The 18,998-nt window shown below is 57.0% G+C and carries 14 protein-coding genes; 7 read left to right on the top strand and 7 right to left on the bottom strand.

Annotated elements, in window-relative coordinates; all coding sequences use genetic code 11:
* Positions 1 to 6 precede the first annotated feature (6 nt).
* From xdhA to ACDI13_RS01475, 7 genes are all read left to right on the top strand, one after another.
* Positions 7 to 1,500, top strand: a complete 1,494-nt coding sequence (gene xdhA, locus ACDI13_RS01445) for a xanthine dehydrogenase small subunit (protein WP_316989397.1) — start codon at positions 7 to 9, stop codon at positions 1,498 to 1,500.
* Entirely contained in the window at positions 1,500 to 3,827 is a 2,328-nt protein-coding gene (gene xdhB / locus ACDI13_RS01450) for a xanthine dehydrogenase molybdopterin binding subunit (RefSeq protein ID WP_316989396.1), read from the top strand. The genes xdhA and xdhB overlap by 1 nt, the downstream gene beginning before the upstream one ends.
* Complete coding sequence (gene xdhC / locus ACDI13_RS01455) at positions 3,824 to 4,792, top strand: xanthine dehydrogenase accessory protein XdhC (RefSeq protein WP_316989395.1); 969 nt, start codon at positions 3,824 to 3,826, stop codon at positions 4,790 to 4,792. Before xdhB ends, xdhC begins: the two co-directional genes overlap by 4 nt.
* A gap of 24 nt (positions 4,793 to 4,816) precedes the next feature.
* Positions 4,817 to 6,142: a guanine deaminase gene (gene guaD / locus ACDI13_RS01460; protein WP_316989394.1), complete on the top strand. Its 1,326-nt coding sequence runs from the start codon at positions 4,817 to 4,819 to the stop codon at positions 6,140 to 6,142.
* A gap of 192 nt (positions 6,143 to 6,334) precedes the next feature.
* Positions 6,335 to 7,633: an isoprenylcysteine carboxylmethyltransferase family protein gene (locus tag ACDI13_RS01465; RefSeq protein WP_316989393.1), complete on the top strand. Its 1,299-nt coding sequence runs from the start codon at positions 6,335 to 6,337 to the stop codon at positions 7,631 to 7,633.
* A gap of 59 nt (positions 7,634 to 7,692) precedes the next feature.
* On the top strand, positions 7,693 to 8,367 hold the full coding sequence (locus ACDI13_RS01470) for a response regulator transcription factor (protein WP_316989392.1): 675 nt from the start codon (positions 7,693 to 7,695) through the stop codon (positions 8,365 to 8,367).
* A gap of 3 nt (positions 8,368 to 8,370) precedes the next feature.
* Positions 8,371 to 9,675, top strand: coding sequence for a HAMP domain-containing sensor histidine kinase (locus ACDI13_RS01475; protein ID WP_316989391.1), 1,305 nt, complete (start codon positions 8,371 to 8,373; stop codon positions 9,673 to 9,675).
* Between the two features lie 210 nt (positions 9,676 to 9,885).
* Here ACDI13_RS01475 and rpoD read toward each other — a convergent pair whose 3' ends face one another.
* From rpoD to hflC, 7 genes are all read right to left on the bottom strand, one after another.
* Positions 9,886 to 12,108 (bottom strand): RNA polymerase sigma factor RpoD, encoded by a 2,223-nt coding sequence (rpoD, locus tag ACDI13_RS01480; protein ID WP_316989390.1) that lies wholly within the window; start codon positions 12,106 to 12,108, stop codon positions 9,886 to 9,888.
* 259 nt (positions 12,109 to 12,367) lie between these two features.
* Positions 12,368 to 14,374, bottom strand: a complete 2,007-nt coding sequence (gene dnaG / locus ACDI13_RS01485; RefSeq protein WP_316988238.1) for a DNA primase — start codon at positions 14,372 to 14,374, stop codon at positions 12,368 to 12,370.
* Positions 14,371 to 14,583 (bottom strand): 30S ribosomal protein S21, encoded by a 213-nt coding sequence (gene rpsU / locus ACDI13_RS01490; protein ID WP_003799344.1) that lies wholly within the window; start codon positions 14,581 to 14,583, stop codon positions 14,371 to 14,373. The genes dnaG and rpsU overlap by 4 nt, the downstream gene beginning before the upstream one ends.
* Before the next feature lie 122 nt (positions 14,584 to 14,705).
* On the bottom strand, positions 14,706 to 15,251 hold the full coding sequence (locus tag ACDI13_RS01495; RefSeq protein WP_021446480.1) for a phosphoribosyltransferase: 546 nt from the start codon (positions 15,249 to 15,251) through the stop codon (positions 14,706 to 14,708).
* Positions 15,252 to 15,405: 154 nt separating this feature from the next.
* Positions 15,406 to 16,701: an adenylosuccinate synthase gene (locus tag ACDI13_RS01500; protein ID WP_316988237.1), complete on the bottom strand. Its 1,296-nt coding sequence runs from the start codon at positions 16,699 to 16,701 to the stop codon at positions 15,406 to 15,408.
* Between the two features lie 74 nt (positions 16,702 to 16,775).
* Positions 16,776 to 17,933, bottom strand: coding sequence for an ATP phosphoribosyltransferase regulatory subunit (locus tag ACDI13_RS01505; RefSeq protein WP_316988236.1), 1,158 nt, complete (start codon positions 17,931 to 17,933; stop codon positions 16,776 to 16,778).
* A gap of 170 nt (positions 17,934 to 18,103) precedes the next feature.
* A complete protein-coding gene (gene hflC / locus ACDI13_RS01510) occupies positions 18,104 to 18,991 on the bottom strand; it encodes a protease modulator HflC (protein ID WP_316988235.1) in 888 nt (295 codons plus the stop codon).
* Between the last annotated feature and the right edge of the window lie 7 nt (positions 18,992 to 18,998).

Consider the following 18,998-nt stretch of genomic DNA (forward strand, 5'->3'; position numbering starts at 1 on the left):
GAGATCATGGAGACAAGAGCAATTCGTTTTATTTATCGCGGCGAAGTACAGGAGGTGGCTCACACCCCCACCACGCGAACCGTTTTACAGCATATTCGTGAGGATCTGCATTGCACCGGCACCAAAGAAGGCTGTGCCGAGGGTGACTGCGGCGCCTGCACGGTCATGATTGGCGAACTGGACCAGAACAATCAACTGCAATTGCGTGCCGTCAATGCCTGTATCCAATTGCTGCCTACGCTGGACGGCAAGGTGCTCTACACCATTGAGGATCTGCGCCAGGACGATGGCACCTTGCACCCGGTGCAGCAAGCCATGGTGGACTGGCACGGCGCCCAGTGCGGCTTTTGTACGCCCGGCTTCATCATGTCGCTGTGGGGCCTGTACATGACGCATTCGCCCAAAGACGGCCCGGTTTCCCGCGAACAGATCGACGATGTGCTCTCGGGCAATCTGTGCCGCTGTACCGGCTACCGCCCCATTATTGATGCGGCCAAGGCCATGCACAGCTATCCGGCTGTCAGCATGGATCGCCAATCCATTGAGAACAAGCTGCGCGCCATTCGTCAGGACGGCATGCTGGCCTATGAATACCAGGACCAAACCTTCCACGCCCCCCGTACGCTGGACCAGTTGGCCCAACTGCGTGAGCAATATCCGCAAGCCCGCATTCTGGCGGGCAGCACCGATATTGGCCTGTGGGTGACCAAGCAATTCCGCGATTTGCCACATCTGATCTATATCGGTCAGGTGGCCGAGCTGCGCGAACTGAAAACCACCGGGGACGATCTTTACATTGGTGCAGGCGTGCTGCTGAACGATGCTTTCGATGCCCTGATCAAAGACCACCCCGAATTGACGGAACTGCGCCAGCGTTTTGCCTCCTTCCCTATCCGCAATGCCGGTACCTTGGGCGGCAACGTGGCCAACGGCTCGCCTATTGGCGACTCCATGCCGGCCCTGATTGCCATGCGTACTCGTGTGGTACTGCGCAAAGGCGCGATCGAACGCGTCCTGCCTTTGGAAGACCTGTATCTGGCCTACCAGAAAACCGCCATGGAACCGGGCGAGTTCGTGCAAGGCCTGCTGGTCCCACGCAGCAAGGGCCAATGGCAATTCCGCACCTACAAGCTGTCCAAGCGTTTCGACCAGGACATTTCTGCCGTGTGTGCCGCCTTTGCCGTGGAGCTGGATAACAAAATCGTCAAACAGGCCCGCATTGCTTTTGGCGGTATGGCGGCCACGCCAAAACGAGCCAGCCACGCTGAACAAGTGTTGCAAGGCCAGGAATGGAACGAGGAAAATGTACAAGCAGCCATGCAGGCGCTGCAACAGGACTACCAGGCTCTAAGCGACATGCGTGCCAGCAGCGAATACCGCAATCAAAGTGCGGCCAATTTGCTGTACCGCTTCTTCCTGGAGACCCACCCTGAACACGCTTTGAGTCCCGCCCAGTTGAATGTCTTTCACCGAGCTCAAGCCAGCCTGGAGACTTTGTGATGAAAATTGACCATATCGACCACCTGAACACCGCCACGGCGCAACGAGTCGGCGTGTCCTTTTTGCACGAGTCGGCAGACCTGCACGTGAGCGGCACCGCCACGTATACCGATGACTTGCCCGAATTGCAGGGCACGGCCCATATTGCGCTGGGCATGTCGGAAAAAGCCCATGCCCGTTTGCTGGACGTGGATCTGGACGCCGTCCGTCAGGCCCCCGGCGTCATTGCGGTCCTGACCGTTGCCGACATTCCCGCCGCCAATAATTGCGGCCCGATTCTGCATGACGACCCGATTCTGGCCGATGGCGTGGTGCATTACGTTGGCCAACCGATTTTTGCGGTGATCGCCAAATCCCACGACCAGGCACGCCGTGCCGCGCGTCTGGGCAAAATCACCTATGAAGAGCTGCCTGCCATCCTGACTCCGCAAGAGGCCAAGGCGGCAAACGCCGGTGTTCTGCCCTTGATGAGCCTGAAACAAGGCGACGCCCAAAAAGCACTGGAATTGGCTCCGCACCGTCTGCAAGGCACTTTCCAATGCAACGGTCAGGAACAGTTTTATCTGGAAGGCCAGATTTCCTACGCCGTGCCCAAAGAATACGGTGCCGTGCATATCTGGTGCTCTACGCAGCACCCGTCGGAAATGCAGCAGCTGGTTGCCCACTGTCTGGGCGTTGGCGCGCACAAGGTACACGTGGAATGCCGTCGCATGGGCGGTGGTTTCGGTGGCAAGGAGTCCCAGTCGGCCCTGTACGCCTGCGTGGCCAGTGTGGCTGCCGTCAAGCTGCAACGCCCGATCAAGCTGCGCCTGGACCGCGACGATGACTTCATGATTACCGGCAAGCGTCACGGTTTCTACTACGAATACGATATTGGCTACGACGACGAAGGTCGCCTGCTGGGTGCTCGTCTGGACATGACCGCCAACTCGGGCTTTTCCGCCGACTTGTCCGGCCCCGTGGCAACCCGCGCCATCTGTCACTTTGACAATGCCTACTACCTGTCTGATGTAGACATGAGCGCGCTGTGCGGTCGCACCAATACCCAATCCAACACCGCCTTCCGAGGCTTTGGTGGCCCGCAAGGGGCCTTGGTGATGGAAGTGGCCCTGGACACCATTGCCCGCCGTCTGGGCAAAGATCCGCTGGACGTACGCCGCATCAACTTCTACGGTAAAGAAGACCGCAATGTGACGCCTTACGACCAAACCGTGGTCGATAACGTCATTCACGAACTGGTGGCCGAGCTGGAGGAAACCAGCGAATACCGTCAACGTCGTGAACAAATCCGTGAATTCAATGCCAGCAGCCCGGTTCTGAAAAAGGGTCTGGCGCTGACTCCGGTGAAATTCGGTATTTCCTTTAACGTCCCCGCTTTCAACCAGGCTGGTGCTCTGGTTCACGTCTATCGTGATGGCACCGTCCTGGTAAACCACGGTGGTACGGAAATGGGCCAGGGCCTGAACACCAAGGTGGCCCAGGTGGTCGCCCATGAACTGGGCCTGAATCTGGAGCACATCCGGGTCACGGCAACCGATACCACCAAAGTAGCCAACACCTCGGCCACCGCCGCGTCCACGGGGACAGATTTGAACGGTAAAGCCGCCCAGGATGCGGCCTGCCAAATTCGCCAGCGCCTGACGACGGTGGCGGCCCAGTTGTTCTCGGTTGAAGAATCCAGCGTGAAGTTCGAGCGCGGTCAGGTCCAGATCGGTGACCAGACCATGCCCTTCTTCCAACTGGTGGAACACGCCTACCAGGCCCGCGTCCAGTTATGGTCCGATGGTTTTTACGCCACCCCTGGCCTGCACTGGGACTCCAAAGTCATGAAGGGCAACCCCTTCTACTACTTCTCCTACGGAGCCGCCGTGGCTGAAGTACTGATCGATACGCTGACAGGTGAATCGCGCCTGCTGCGTGCGGACGTGCTGCACGATGTGGGCAAGTCCATCAACCCGGCCCTGGATATTGGCCAGGTTGAAGGCGCCTTTATTCAAGGCATGGGCTGGCTGACAACAGAAGAGCTGGTGTGGAATGCCCAAGGCAAGCTCACCACGCATGCGCCGTCGACTTACAAGATCCCGGCTATCAGCGACTGCCCCATAGACTTTCGCGTCAATCTGTTCGATGGCCGCAACGCCATGGATTCGATTCACCGCTCCAAAGCCGTGGGCGAGCCGCCCTTGCTGCTGCCCTTCTGCGTGTTCAACGCAATCCGCGACGCGGTCACCAGCGTAGGAAACTACCAGATCGAGCCCGAGCTGAACGCTCCCGCCACTGCCGAAGCCGTCATGCGGGCGGTTGCGGCTATTCGCAAAGCGAAATGAGTAACTGGCCTTCTCTTGCCCTCGCCCGCATAAAAGCGGGCGAGCGGCTGGTTTTGTGCTCGGTGGCGCTGGCCAAAGGCTCCACTCCGCGCACCGCAGGCACGGCCATGCTGTTCAGCCAAACTGAGCAGTGGCTGACCATTGGTGGCGGGCACCTGGAATGGGTAGCGGCAGAACAGGCTCGTGTCATGCTCAGCCAGCCCTGCAGCTCCGGCTGGAGCATGAGTCGCCTGCCGCTGGGCCCCAGCCTGGGCCAATGTTGCGGCGGGGTGGTTACCTTGCTGTACGAAACTCTGGATGCGTCAGACTTGGGCTGGCTGGAAGAACTGAACAACACCGTGCGGGCCGGTCAGGCGACCAGCCGCCGTTCGCAATTGCTCTCGGACGGCAACAAGCAGGTTGATATCCAAAGCCCTTCGATTGTGGACGAGTCCCGACTGGACTACGACGGCTCGCAAGGCGTCTGGATGGAAGACCTGCCGCCCCCGCCACTGACCATTTTGCTGTTTGGAGCCGGTCACGTAGGCGAAGCACTGGTGCAGATTCTGGGCACCCTGCCATGCCGGGTTCTGTGGATTGACGAGCGCCCCGAGCTGTTTCCCGCTCAGGTTCCCAGCAATGTCAGCCTGGAAGTAACCGATATCCCCGATGCCCTGATCGAACAAGCTCCAAGCAATAGCTATTTTCTGATAATGACGCATAATCACGGCCTTGATCTGGCGCTGTGCCAAACGATCTTGCGCCGCCCCGATACGGCCTATGTCGGCCTGATCGGTTCCATGACCAAACGCCGGCAATTCGAGCGCCGCCTGCAGCAACGCGGCATGCCCGAATCCCGTATTCAGGAATTGGTCTGCCCCATTGGCGTGCCAGGTATCAAGGGCAAAGCCCCATCAATTATTGCCGTGGCTGTCGCCGCCGAATTGCTGGCCCACGCCTATGAAATGGGCCAGCTCAGTCGCTGATGCGACCTCGACTTCAAGGATATTATGACGACCTCTTTACACTCCGCCTGCGCCTACCGTGCCCAACTGTTGTACTTTGTAGCGGACCCCACCACGCTGGAAGATCCTTCCGAAGCGGTGCGCTACCACAGTGACGGCCTGTTGCTGGTCAACGAACAAGGCCAGATCCAAGCCTGTGGTGACTGGTCCGAACTGTCACGCAGCCTGCCAACCGGCGCAAAGACCGTGGATCTGAGCGGGAAAATCATCATGCCGGGCATGATCGACACCCACCTGCACTTTCCGCAAACCGATATCATCGCCTCCCCTGCCAGCGGCCTGCTGCCCTGGCTGGAAACCTATACCTTCCCGACTGAGGGCCGTTTTGGCGATAGCGAACATGCCCGCGAAGTGGCGGGTGTGTTTCTGGACGAGCTACTGCGCAATGGCACCACTACCGCCCTGGTCTATGGCAGTGTGCACCGCCAATCCGTGGATGCCTTCTTTGAAGAAAGCGACGAGCGCAATCTACGCATGATTGCGGGCAAGGTGATGATGGACCGCAACTGCCCGGACTATCTGCAAGATACCGCCGAGTCGGGCGCACGCGATTCGGAAGACCTGATTCAGCGTTGGCACGGCAAGGGTCGCCAACTGTACGCCCTGACACCCCGTTTTGCGCCCACCTCCACCCCGGAGCAATTGGCCGCCTGTGGTGAACTGGCCCGCGCCTACCCCGATGTGTTTGTACAAACCCATGTGGCAGAAAACAAGGACGAGATCAAATGGGTAAGCGAGCTGTTCCCCAAGAATCGCAGCTATCTGGACGTGTACGACAGCGTTGGCCTGCTACGCCCCCGTGCCATCTACGGCCATAGTATCTGGCTGGATGAGCAGGATCGCGCCCGCATGCACGATACTGGCAGCATTGCCGCCCACTGCCCGACCTCCAACCTGTTCCTGGCCAGCGGCCTGTTCGATTTCCAGTCCATTCGCCAAAGCAAGGTGCTGCACACCCTGGCAACTGACGTGGGCGGTGGTACCTCCTTCTCCATGCTGCGTACCATGAACGAGGCGCACAAAGTGGCCCGTCTGAACAACTACCATCTGACCGCTGCATCCATGTTCTACATGGCGACCGAAGGCGCCGCCCGTGCCTTGGACATGCAAGGTCAAATCGGCACGCTGGCCCCCGGTGCCGAGGCCGACTTTATCGTGATGGACCCCAAGGCCACCCCTTTGATGGCCCGCCGCAGCACCATGCTGAACTCGCTGGAAGAACAACTATTCGTGCTGGCTCTGCTGGGCGACGATCGCTGCATTCAGGCCAGCTACAGCGCCGGTCGACCAGTGCATCAGCGCGATCACTAAAACAACGGCAGCCGGTTCCTGGCAGGCAAGTTCAATCATTCAACCCGCCGCCAGGGACTCGGTTCTGCCTACCTAAGAAAGCATCTACACGCGTTTTTCGATTTCACGCGGATTTTACGGTGCCAGCGATACATTGATCCCGTCAGTAGGGAGCCAGCCCCGGCTCCCCTCTCATCTTGACGAGATTTGATTATGTCCGGCACATCAACCCTGGTGCAACGAAACTCCCTGTTCTATCTGTTGACGCAGGTTGTGGGAGTGACCTTTTTGTTCCTCTGGCTGGCCAGCCTGGCTCAAGACTGGTCCCCGCCCAATCCCTTATTGGCCTCCAGCCAGCAGCCTGGCCATATGGCCCATGAAATGAAAGAGGCACAAGGTCTGCTAACTGGCCTGATTGCTGTTGCCAGCTTGTCCCTGGCTGCCTGGAAGCTGCGCCAACTGCACGGACAGGAGGCTTTGCCAAGCAAACGTATCCTGTTGCTCGGCACCAGCCTGTTCCTGGCCGTGCCTTTGCTGATGCTGCTTCTGCAACACTCCATTGCCTCTCCAAGCCTGGAATTACTGTATCGCCAACTGCCCGAGGTCAAGCCTTTGCTGGAAGTGGGTGCCGTCGTCGTGGGCGCTGGCTTGCTGCACCTGTACTTTGCCGGCTGGGCCTTGAACCAGGCCCGCCTGCGCTGGGGTGGCTTGCTGGCCGGTTTGCTCTGTGCCTTTTTACTGGGTCTGCTGGAAGCGGATCAAGAGCGTATCAACCTGACTCAAATATTTGCCTCGCTGGCGCTTGTCTGGCTGCTAGGCAGCATCGCCTTCTACCCCTTGATCGTGAACCCCAAACGCTGGTCGGCCTCCCATAGCGCACGCGCCACGGTAGCCCAGGCCTGGGAACATTTGGCCAGCATTCAGGTACAACGTCGTCGTACCCTGGGGGTGTTTGGTGGCCTGATGGTCATCATTCTGCCTTTCTTCGCTCCCACCTGGACAGCCGACTCCCTGGTCTTTCAATTGACCCGCATGACCGGTTTGGGCCTGACTCTGCTTGCCGTCCTGGGTCGCTGTTGGTGCATGCTTTATTTAGGCGGCCACAAAGGCTCCAGCCTGATCAGCCAAGGCCCCTATTCCGTCAGCCGCAACCCGCTGTATCTGTTTTCACTCTGTGCCGTCACAGGGATGGGCGCGCTGTCCGGCAGCCTGCTGCTTGGCCCCATACTGGCCCTGATTGTCTATGCCGTCTTCAATAATGTGATCGATGAAGAACAGGTTCTGCTACACAAAGTTTTTGGCCAGGATTATCAGGCCTACTGCCAGCGCGTCCCCCGTCTGGCGCCACGCCTGAGCCTGTGGAACAGCCCGAGCGAGCTGCAAGTGTCCCTGACAGGACTGGCCCGCACCTTGCGCGATGCCTTGCCTTACTTCCTGATCTGGCCCGTCTTTGCCCTGGCGCAGTGGCTGCAGATGAATGGCTGGGTCCCCGTACTACTACGCCTACCCTGATTGCCCTGCAGTAAAGTAAGCTGCACAAGAACTGTCCCAACCCAGCGGAACAAGCTGTCATGCGTGTCCTGATTGTTGAAAACGATACGACCATTGCCGAAAATCTTTATACCTATCTGGAGCTGAAAGGCTTTGTTGTGGATGCTGCCTACGATGGCAATGGTGCGCTGACACGGCTACAAGAACAGGATTTTGATGCTCTGGTGCTGGATCTGGGTCTACCCAGTCTGGATGGCTTTGGGGTTCTGCAGGCGCTACGTCAATCCCATCAAACTCCCATCCCCACCTTGGTATTGACAGCGCGCAGCCAGCTGGAAAGCAAGCTCACCGCTTTTGATCTTGGAGCCGACGACTATCTGATCAAGCCCTTTGCCCTGACCGAAGTTGAGGCCCGGCTACGTGCCTTGATGCGCCGTGGTCCGCCACAAGTGCAACACGGCTCGCTATATTGGGGCACATTAGAATACAACCTGGATACGACACTAGTTAGGGTAAACGGACAAGAACTGCATCTCAGTTTCAAAACCCGTCAGTTACTGGTAGCCCTGCTACGCGACCCACAATCCATACTGACGCGCCGCACTCTGGAGAAAACCCTGTGGCCCCAAGGAACACCTTCACAAGAGGCCCTACGCAGTCAAATCCACATCTTGCGCCGCGCCTTGTCTGAAGCAGGTGCAGGTACCATCGAAACCCTGCCTGGCATGGGGTGGCGTTTGCAACCAGCAAATTAAGCGATGAACAAAGTCCCACGCCAACATCGCTTCCTGAACACCCTCACCCAACGGGTGTCCTGGACGCTGACCCTGATTGCCACCTTACTAGTCGTCATTATGGGCGGACTGGCCTATGTCGCCTTTGCCTATATGGAAGACGAGATGGTCAATGCCATGCTGATCTCCTACGCCCGCAGCCCCACCCTCTTGCCCGATAACACCCCTGATCGCAGCAAAGCCTTGGGGGCTGAGCTGGACATCTATTGGTTCCTGCCAGGCCAAACTTTAGACAGTCTGCCCGAGATTGCCCGCGTCCCCAAACCAGGTATCTACGAGTTCAATCTACGCAGTGACAACTGGCACGTGCTACGCCAGGATACAGAGCAAGGCCAACTCTATCTGCTGTACCGTACCCCTCCTCACGAAGACCGGGTACGCGAGTTTGGCCTTATCCTGATTCTGATTGGCTCTGCCACCATACTACTGGTCTTTCTACTAAGTCGCCGCGTCGCCCGTCATACCATCGCTCCCATGCTGACCCTGTCCCGCCACCTGGAAAACTGGGCACCAGGCCGCTCTGGCCTGCCCGAGCATCAGGACGATGAAGCCGGACGTCTGATCCGGGCCTTTAATCGCATGCAGGAGCAAGTTGAAGAACTGCTGACCCATGAACGCGAGTTCGCCGCCAACCTGGGTCACGAGTTACGTACAGGGCTGACCGCCATACGCAGCGATTGCGAGCTTTTACTGCTACAACGGCCCGAAGGCCCGCAACAACAACGTCTGCAACGCATGATGGTCCACGCCGATGCGGTCACTGCCAGCCTGGATGCCGCAGAAAGTCTGGCCTATACCGCAGAACGCCATATGCACGAGGTGGACATCCACGAACTGGCACAGCAGACTTGGCAGGCTGTCGCTTTGCTGGATACCGATAGCCACAAAGTACGTTGGAGCAACTTGGTACCCAACAACTTGCTCTACACGCTGGACCCCTATGCCCTGTCCATGTTGCTGCGCATCCTGATGCGCAATGCCATCGACCATGCCGCCCCGTGCAAGCTGCAGCTAAGCTGGATTTCGCCCTCGGTCCTGACCTTGCAGGATGACGGCCCCGGCATCGCCAAGCAGGATCAGATCCTGATTTTTGAGCGCCATTTCAGCCAAGGCAAGCAACTGGTGAACGGGCTGCGCGAAAAAGGCCACAAAGGTATAGGCCTGGCACTGGCACGCCAATTGGCACTGGCCCAAGGCTGGAGTCTAAGCGTACAAAGTGAGGCGAATGGCAAAGGCTGTATGTTCAAGCTGGATTTGGACCCAGCCTGATATCCTGAAGCAGCAACGTTATCTGTGCCAAGGACGTCACCCAGAACAATAAAAACTCATGCAACAAACTAGTCCAACACTAAGTCAGTTGCTGTCGATCGCGGCGCCCAACCCTTGAAAAGACAGTTCAAAAGGCTGGGCAATGAGCACAAAAAAACCCGGCCTGAAAGACCGGGTTTTTTATCTTGCCCAAGCAGACTGGCTAAAGACTTACTGGCTTTCCAGGAAGCTCTTCAGTTTGTCAGCACGGCTAGGATGACGCAGCTTGCGCAATGCCTTGGCTTCTATTTGACGAATACGCTCACGCGTGACGTCAAACTGCTTGCCCACCTCTTCCAGAGTCTGGTCGGTGCTCATCTCGATACCGAAACGCATGCGCAGCACTTTGGCTTCGCGTGGCGTCAGGGAGTCCAGGACATCTTTCACCACATCGCGCATGGAACCGTGCAAAGCAGAGTCCGATGGCGAAACGGTGTTGTTGTCCTCGATGAAATCGCCCAGGTGGGAATCGTCATCGTCACCGATCGGCGTTTCCATGGAGATAGGCTCTTTGGCGATCTTCAGGATCTTGCGAACCTTGTCCTCGGGCATGTCCATCTTCTGGGCCAAGGTTGCGGGATCAGGCTCGACGCCGGTTTCCTGCAAAATCTGACGATTGATACGGTTCATCTTGTTGATCGTCTCGATCATGTGAACCGGAATACGAATCGTGCGGGCCTGGTCAGCGATCGAACGCGTAATGGCCTGACGAATCCACCACGTGGCATACGTGGAGAATTTGTAGCCGCGACGGTATTCGAACTTGTCCACTGCCTTCATCAAGCCGATATTGCCTTCCTGAATCAGATCGAGGAACTGCAAGCCACGGTTGGTGTACTTCTTGGCAATGGAGATCACCAGACGCAAGTTGGCCTCGGTCATTTCGCGCTTGGCTTTACGTGCCTTGGCTTCGCCCGTGGTCATGCGTTTGTTGACTTCTTTCAGGTCCTTCAAGGGCAGCACAACGCTGGTTTGCAGATCGATCAGCTTTTGCTGAACTTCCTGAATCGCAGGGATGTGACGCTCCAAAATGGCGCTGTAGGCGTGGCCAGCCGCCACTTCCTGCACCACCCAATCCAGATTGGTTTCGTTGCCAGGGAAAGCCTTGATGAAGTGCGCGCGTGGCATATCAGCACGATCCACACAGATGGTCAGGATTTCGCGCTCGTGCTGACGCACGATGGCAACCTGCTCACGCATGGTGTCGGCCAACTTTTCCACCATCTTGGCAGTAAAGCGAATGCCCATGAATTCGTTCAGAATGGTTTCCTGAGCTTGTACATAGCCTGCGCTCTTGTAGCCTTCGGATTCGAAGGACACACGCATCTTGTCAAACCACTCGCCAATGATGTCGAATTTCTTGAGCGACTTGTTACGCAGGTATTCAATCTGCTTACTGCTCATGCCGCCGGCTGGACCTTCGTCCTCGTCGTCGGCGCTCACACCGGAACCGGCGTATTCTTCGCCATCGTCATCCACCAGACCATCGACCACTTCATCGATCTGCATGACGCCTTCGCGTACACGCTGAACGTAGGCCAGGATCTCGTTGACCGTGGTAGGACAAGCGGCAATCGCCATCACCATGTGCTTCAAGCCATCTTCGATACGCTTGGCGATTTCAATTTCGCCTTCGCGGGTCAGCAATTCCACCGAGCCCATTTCGCGCATGTACATACGCACAGGGTCAGTCGTGCGACCAAAGTCCGAATCTACCGTGGTCAGAGCAGCCTCAGCCTCGTCCTCGACATCGTCGTCGCTGGATGCCATGGGCGCGTTATCGCTCATGAGCAAGGTGTCAGCGTCGGGAGCCTGGTCGTACACCGAAATACCCATGTCACTGAAGGTGCCGATAATGCCATCAATGGCTTCGACATCCACCAGATCATCGGGCAGGTGATCGTTGATTTCACTGTAGGTCAGGTAACCGCGGTCCTTGCCCAGCTTGATCAGGGCCTTGAGGCGGTTGCGGCGAGCTTCCTGCTCTTCAGGGCTCAGCTGACCACGGACACCGAACACATCTTTTTCGGCTTTGGCACGCTTGGCACCACGCTTGGCCACCGGCTTGAGATCAGGAATGACCTCTTCTTCGCCCATCTCGTCGTCATCGACAAAGTCGATACCGTCGTTATTGGCATTTTTTGCAGGACGTCCACGGCGACCGCCAGTGGCGGCTTTAACCGCCGTTTTCTTGGCAGCCGCTTTTTTGGCTACCGTTTTTTTAGCAGCCGCCTTTTTTACTGCCTTTTTGGCAGGCGCTGCGCCTGGCTCTCCACTTTCGTGAAGCTCATCGAGCTCTACCGAGCTTGATGCCCCTGATTTTGCTGTCGCGGCCAAGGTTTTCTTAGCAGACCGAGAGACCGTCGTCGAGGTTTTACCAGTCGTTTGAGTCATATTTTCTTCCATAGACGCCATTTACCCCTGTGGCACGAAATAGGTAGCCACCGAGTCGTACAGGCAAGAGCCTGATGATGCGCGTGTCCACAACCGGCTTGCGCCTGGGCGTGTTGCACGAGCGAACCCTAAGTCATTTAATCCCTGGCTCATGGGCTCAAGGCATAAGATGGTTCACAATCCGCTAACCCGCCGCATTTGCTTGCGTACCAGTTTTAACCCCCTGGCCGGCCACAAACACAACACATAACCCAATATTTTACTTCACTTGCCGAGTATAAGCAGCATTCAACAAAGCAATACGGCGTGTCAATTCTTGATAACGCTGACGCTGTTCGGGCTCTTGCAAGCCCGTAGCGACCAATGCCGACTGTTCTGCCTTGATCGCATCCAGTTCGATGCGATGCAACGCATCACGCCATTCGCCTTGGGGATCAGGCAATTCTTCCTCGCCCAAAAGCTCCGTGGCCAGCGCCTCCAGCACAGGGGCCAGATCGGACTCGGGGTCCACGGCCTCCAGCAAAGCGCCTGCATGACGCGCCGAGCTGATATTGCTTAAGGCAATCAGCTCTTGCACTAAACGTAAGTGGGGACTTTGCGCCAAAATTTCAAGTTGTTGATCGCCCAGCTCGCCCACCAAGGTGGGATGCCCAATGAGCAAGCGCAGCAATCGCTTGGCCATCGGAGTCACGGCACGGCTGCCACCCAGGACAGCGCGCTCTTGCCGCTGACGATTATTCTTGCCACCCTTGCTGCGACCTGATGCTGGCCGCTCCTGATATTGCTCCTGAGGCTGCCAATCGGGCTCGTCCTGCCAGCCATCCATAGGCAGGCTGTCGGCAAAAGAGCCGTCAAAACCATCCTCAAACGGGGCCATCTCATCCGCTGCGGGCGCAGGCTGCACCGGTACGGCAGGCCTGGCAACCAGGCCATCTTGCGCCGGTGGCGTGTCGACAACCGGTCGACGCACCGGCTCTACTGTGCTCAGGCGCTGCGCCAGCTCGTCCGGCGTCAACAGCACCATGCGGGCAAATTCGTGCTGAATCTGCACTTTCAAGGTACTGTCGGCCAGCTCCAGCAGCAAAGGCAACGCTTCATGTACGCAGGCCGCACGGCCTTCGGCCTCGTCCATGCGATGGCGAGCCGCCAGCTCATCCAGGAAAAAGCGCGATAAAGCGGCGGCTGCCTGGGCTTGCTCGCGAAACGCTTCCGCGCCGTACTCACGAACAAACGAATCCGGGTCGTGGTTATCCGCCAGGAACATGAAACGGATGGATACGTCGTCACGAACCAGGGGCAAGCAGGTGTTCAAGGCACGCCAGGCGGCTTTGCGCCCAGCCCTGTCACCATCAAAGCAAAACACCAGCCTGTCGCTGGCACGCATCAATTTGGTGATGTGGTGTTCAGTCGTCGCAGTGCCCAGAGTCGCTACGGCATTGTGCAAGCCATGTTGCGACAGCGCCACCACGTCCATATAGCCTTCAACAATCAGGACAAAACCTTCTTTGCGTATGCCCTGACGCCCTTCCCACAAGCCGTACAGCTCGTGGCCCTTGGAAAACAGCGTCGTTTCTGGCGAGTTCAGGTACTTGGGCTCGCCTTTTTCGATCAGACGGCCACCAAAGCCAATGATATGGCCCTTGGTACTGCGGATCGGAAACATGACGCGCGAACGAAAACGGTCGTAGCGACGACCATCCTCGGACTCGATCACCAGGCCGGACTCAACCAGTTGCTTGTCTTCGTATTGTGGAAATACAGCCGATAGCCCACGTCGCTCCGTGCCTGTCCAGCCCAGGCCGAAACGGGCAGCAGTCTCCCCATCCAGGCCACGACGTTTCAGGTAGTCGATAGCAATGGGAGATTGTTTTAGCTGACGTAGGTAATGCCCCTGTGCCGTCTCAAGAATATGATGCTGGCGCGATAGTTCGTCTTTACGACGCGCATCGGCAGCACGTTGGCGTGGGGTGCGATCTGCTTCGGGTACAGTCATTCCGACGGACCCAGCCAAGCTGCGTACCGCCTCGGGGAATGAAGCCCCGGTATGTTCCATCAGGAACGAGATAGCCGATCCGTGAGCGCCACAACCGAAGCAATGGTAAAACTGCTTGGTCGGACTGACTGTGAATGAAGGGGATTTTTCGTTGTGAAAAGGGCACAGGCCAAGCAAGTTGGCCCCGCCTTTACGCAACTGCACATATCGCCCGACGACATCGACGACGTCGACACGGGCGAGCAGTTCCTGAACAAAAGATTCAGGGATCAATACAAGCGTGGAGGCAGTTGTTGGCTGCGAATACGTTTGTAGTGACGCTTCACGGCGGCAGCGTGTTTGCGCTTGCGCTCAGCCGTTGGCTTTTCGTAGAATTCGCGCGAACGCAGCTCGGTCAACAGACCGGTTTTTTCAATAGTGCGTTTGAAGCGGCGCAGAGCAACTTCAAAAGGTTCGTTTTCTTTCAGGCGAACAATGGACATGTAATCCCTGACCTTTGTAAAAAGAGTTAGCGTAACAGATAGCCCAATATGGTAGCACGATTGCAGGCATACACCAAGCAAGGTGCCATTAGGCTATCCACCAAGTATCTGAATGCCAGCGATCAAGCCTGGCCAGTACCCTTGCGGATCCAAGCGTCCAGCTGATGAGGGCGAATGCTATCGTAGTCCTCAAAAGGCTGATGAATCCAGGGATTTGTGGGCAACTTGGACACGTAGTAGTCTGGGTCGACCTGGGCGTGGCCTTTCCACCACAAAACAGCGGTTTTCAGCTCGGTAATCGCGGGAAACTGAGCACGCAAGTGATCACGTACACGCATAAAAGTCTTGCCGGTATCGACCATATCATCGACCAGCAGCACATTGCCATCCAAGGTGCCACGGGTAATGGTGATGTATTGCGCAATATCCAGATCACCCTGTTCGGTACCGGCGGCTTCGCGATAGCTGCTGGTGGCCAAAATACCCAAGGGTACATCATAGATACGCGAAATAACGTCCCCCACTCTCATGCCGCCTCGGGCCAGGCAAACAATTTTGTCGAATTTCCAGCCTGATTCGTGAATGCTCAGGGCCAATTGTTCAATCAGGCGATTGTATTGTTCCCAGGAAACCCATTCATCAGTATCGCTATTTGGGGGCAGACTCATATGTATTCCAGATATAAATGCACTAGCTGCGCTTGGGTACCTGCAAAACAAGAGTCTGGTAGGCCAACGCAGCGTCCAGAACGACAAAGCGGCCCTTCAGGCCGCTCTGTACGCACCGTACAACGGTGCAAGGCATTATACCGCGAGAAATTGCTTATTTGGTAAACGGATCACGCAATACGATGGTTTCGTTGCGATCTGGCCCGGTGGAAACCATGTCGATAGGCACATCGCACAACTCAGCAATGCGCTCCAGATAACGACGAGCGTTGATGGGCAACTTATCGTAGTCGGTCACGCCCACAGTGGACTCGGTCCAGCCGGGCATTTCTTCCAGGACAGGCTCAGCTTCGGCAACCGCGTGCGCGCCGTAGGGCAAGACGTCCAGAAACTCGCCTTTGTAGCGATAACCGACACCAATCTTGATCTGCTCAACGCCGTCCAGCACGTCCAGCTTGGTAATGCACAAACCGGAAATACCGTTGATCATGACCGAACGCTTCATGGCGGCAGCATCAAACCAGCCACAACGACGTGGACGGCCCGTTACGGAACCGAACTCCTTGCCCACGGTCGCCAGACGCATGCCGGTGTCATCCAGCAATTCGGTTGGGAATGGACCCGAACCCACACGTGTGGTGTAGGACTTGGCAATACCCAGCACGTAGCTCAGTTCCTGAGGGCCGACACCGGAACCCGCAGAAGCCGCACCGGACAAGCAGTTGCTGCTGGTAACAAAAGGGTATGTGCCGTGATCAATATCCAACAGTGCGCCTTGTGCACCTTCAAACAAGAGCTTCTGCCCTGCTTTCTTGGCTTGATACAGATTGTTGGACACATCGGCCACCATAGGTGCAAGCTGTTCTGCGTGCTTCATGGCCAGATCACGAACCTGCTCGGCGGAGACGGCTTCGGCGCCCAAATACTGGGTCAGCACGAAGTTGTGGTAATCCAACGCCTCAGACAATTTTTCGTCGAAGATTGCGGGGTCGTACAAGTCCTGAACGCGCAGGGCACGGCGTGCCACCTTATCTTCGTAGGCTGGGCCAATACCGCGACCAGTCGTACCGATCTTGCCGTCGCCTTTACGTTTTTCACGAGCCTGATCCACAGCAATGTGGTAGGGCAAAATCAGCGGGCAGGCAGGCGAGATCTGCAGGCGCGAACGCACGTCCAGACCAGCAGCCTCCAGTTCGGCAATTTCGGTCAACAGGGCCTCAGGCGAGAGCACCACGCCATTGCCAATATAGCAAGTGACGTGCTCGTGCATGATGCCCGAAGGAATCAGGCGCAAAATGGTCTTTTTGCCATTAATCCATAATGTATGGCCAGCGTTATGCCCACCCTGGAAACGAACCACGCCATGCGCGGACTCGGCCAGCCAGTCGACGATCTTGCCTTTGCCTTCGTCACCCCACTGGGTGCCAATCACCACAAGGTTTTTGCTCATGTCTAGTATCAGAATAAAGGAGGCCGGCACGGTGCCGGACCGATAACAATCACCAACGCCACAAACCGTCTGGCTTATAGCGCCCTAACTTGCCACTGACCGTCCGACGAGACCAGCTCGCGGTCGATCACGAATTCATCCAGATTCAGCTCCTGACCGGGCAGCATCTGAATCACAATTTCACCGTTTTGACGCAACTGCTTGACCGCAGCAATCAGAGCAACCTCATTGCCCCAGGGAGCGCGTACCGCACGGGCAGCCCGAGCAGGCGCCAAGCCCGCTGACAGCTTGCGTAAATCCAGGCTGAAGCCGGTTGCAGGGCGAGCACGGCCATACATGCGGCCAATACCATCAAAGCGTCCACCCTTGACCAAGGCATCGTGCCAACCCTCCGCATAAACCGAAAAGATCAGTCCCGAATGGTAGGCATAACCACTGCCGATATCGGCCAGGTCTACCGTAATCTCATGGCCGGGCAAGGCATCAATAAAGCTGCGCAGACTGCCCAAAGCCTCACGTACTTCGGGCTCGTCGGGCAGAACATTACGGGCGCGTTCCAACACGCTGCCATCGCCATATAGCGACGTCAAAGCCAGCAGATAACGGGTGGTTTCAGGCAAACAGCCCGATTCACGACCCAAGGCGCGCAGGCCCGACACATCTTTGGCGTTCAGAAGTTCACACACTTCTGCCACACGGGTTTTCAAAACAGGATCGCGCTCGATCAGGAAACGCCCCAGATCAGGGTAGTTCAAGTCCAAACGAGGGTGACGCACCCCTGCCCGACCCACGCTCTCCAGCGCCAACTGCACCACTTCCAGATCGGACTCAATACCGGCATGACCGAAGATTTCCGCGCCGATCTGCAGCAGCTCACGATCCGACAGCAAACCTGCCGGACGAGCATGCAAGACCGAACCACAGTAGCAAAGCCGAGTCACGCCTTCGCGGTTAAGCAAGTGAGCGTCAATACGTGCTACCTGGGGGGTCATGTCGGCGCGTACGCCCATGGTACGACCCGAGATTTGATCGACGACTTTGCTGGTCCGCAGATTCAGGTCTGTACCAGACACCGCCTGCAAGGATTCCAGATACTCCACCAAGGGTGGAGCGACCAGTTCAAACCCGTAAGTACGATACAAGTCTAGCAAATCGCGGCGCAGTTCTTCGATGCGGCGCGCCTCTGCAGGCAAGATATCAGCCAGGCTCTCTGGCAACAACCAATTGGACATACTCGTGCCTCGGACTACTTATAAACGAAAGTTCCAGCCAAACAAAAAGCGACTTGGGGCCTGTAAGCCGCCTAAGTCGCATGCGAAGTGGTGTGAGTAACTTACACGCTAGTATAAACGATCAGGGCCGTGGGTGGAACACCCAACGGCCCTAAGTTCTCTAGCGGGGATCAGTTCGCAGGTGCTGCAGATGACCCTTGCTCGCCCCAATACTTGAAGAAATCAGAGTCAGGACTGATGACCAGCGTATCGGTCTGTTTGCTGAAAGCACTGCGATAAGCTTCCAGGCTGCGGTAGAAACGGTAGAACTCAGGGTTCTTGCCATAACTATCAGAGTAAATAGCCGCGGCTTCCCCATCACCCTGACCACGGATGGCCTGGGCTTGAGCGTAAGCATCTGCCAGCAACTCTTCACGCTGACGTTCGGCCTCGGCACGGATACGCTCGCTTTCAGCGGCACCGGTGGCACGCAGACGATTTGCTTCTTGCGTACGCTCGGCTTCCATACGGCGGTACACCGACTCCGAAATCTCAGGGGCGAAGTCAATGCGGCGCAAACGCACATCAACCACCTCTACGCCCAAAGGACGGGCACGGGCTTCAACCGCGGTGAGCACCTCGCGCATAATGGCATCACGCTCGGTAGACACCACTTCTTTAACGGTACGGACGTTCACCGATGCATTCAAAGCGTCACGAATCTGAGCCTGCAAACGCTCCACCGCACCCCGATCCGTTGCGCCGAAGGTCACGTAAAACAGGCGTGGATCGGAAATACGCCATTTGACGTAAGAGTCAATCAGCAGGTTCTTCTTTTCAGCGGTCTGAATACGCTCGGGATCTTTGGTTTCAATCGTCTGCAGACGCTTGTCAAGAAACACCACATTTTCAAATGGCGGCGGCAATTTGAAGTGCAAACCGGGCGTCGTGATGGTATCGCGCACTTCACCCAGGGCGAAAACCAGCGCCGCATCGCGCTCACGCACGATAAATACGGAAGACAGCAGCAGACCGACAATTACCGCCAGGGCCACCAGAGCAGGAAATAAACGTTGCATCAAGCTC

It is taken from the genome of Alcaligenes faecalis (assembly GCF_041521385.1).
Lineage (GTDB): Bacteria > Pseudomonadota > Gammaproteobacteria > Burkholderiales > Burkholderiaceae_B > Alcaligenes > Alcaligenes faecalis_E.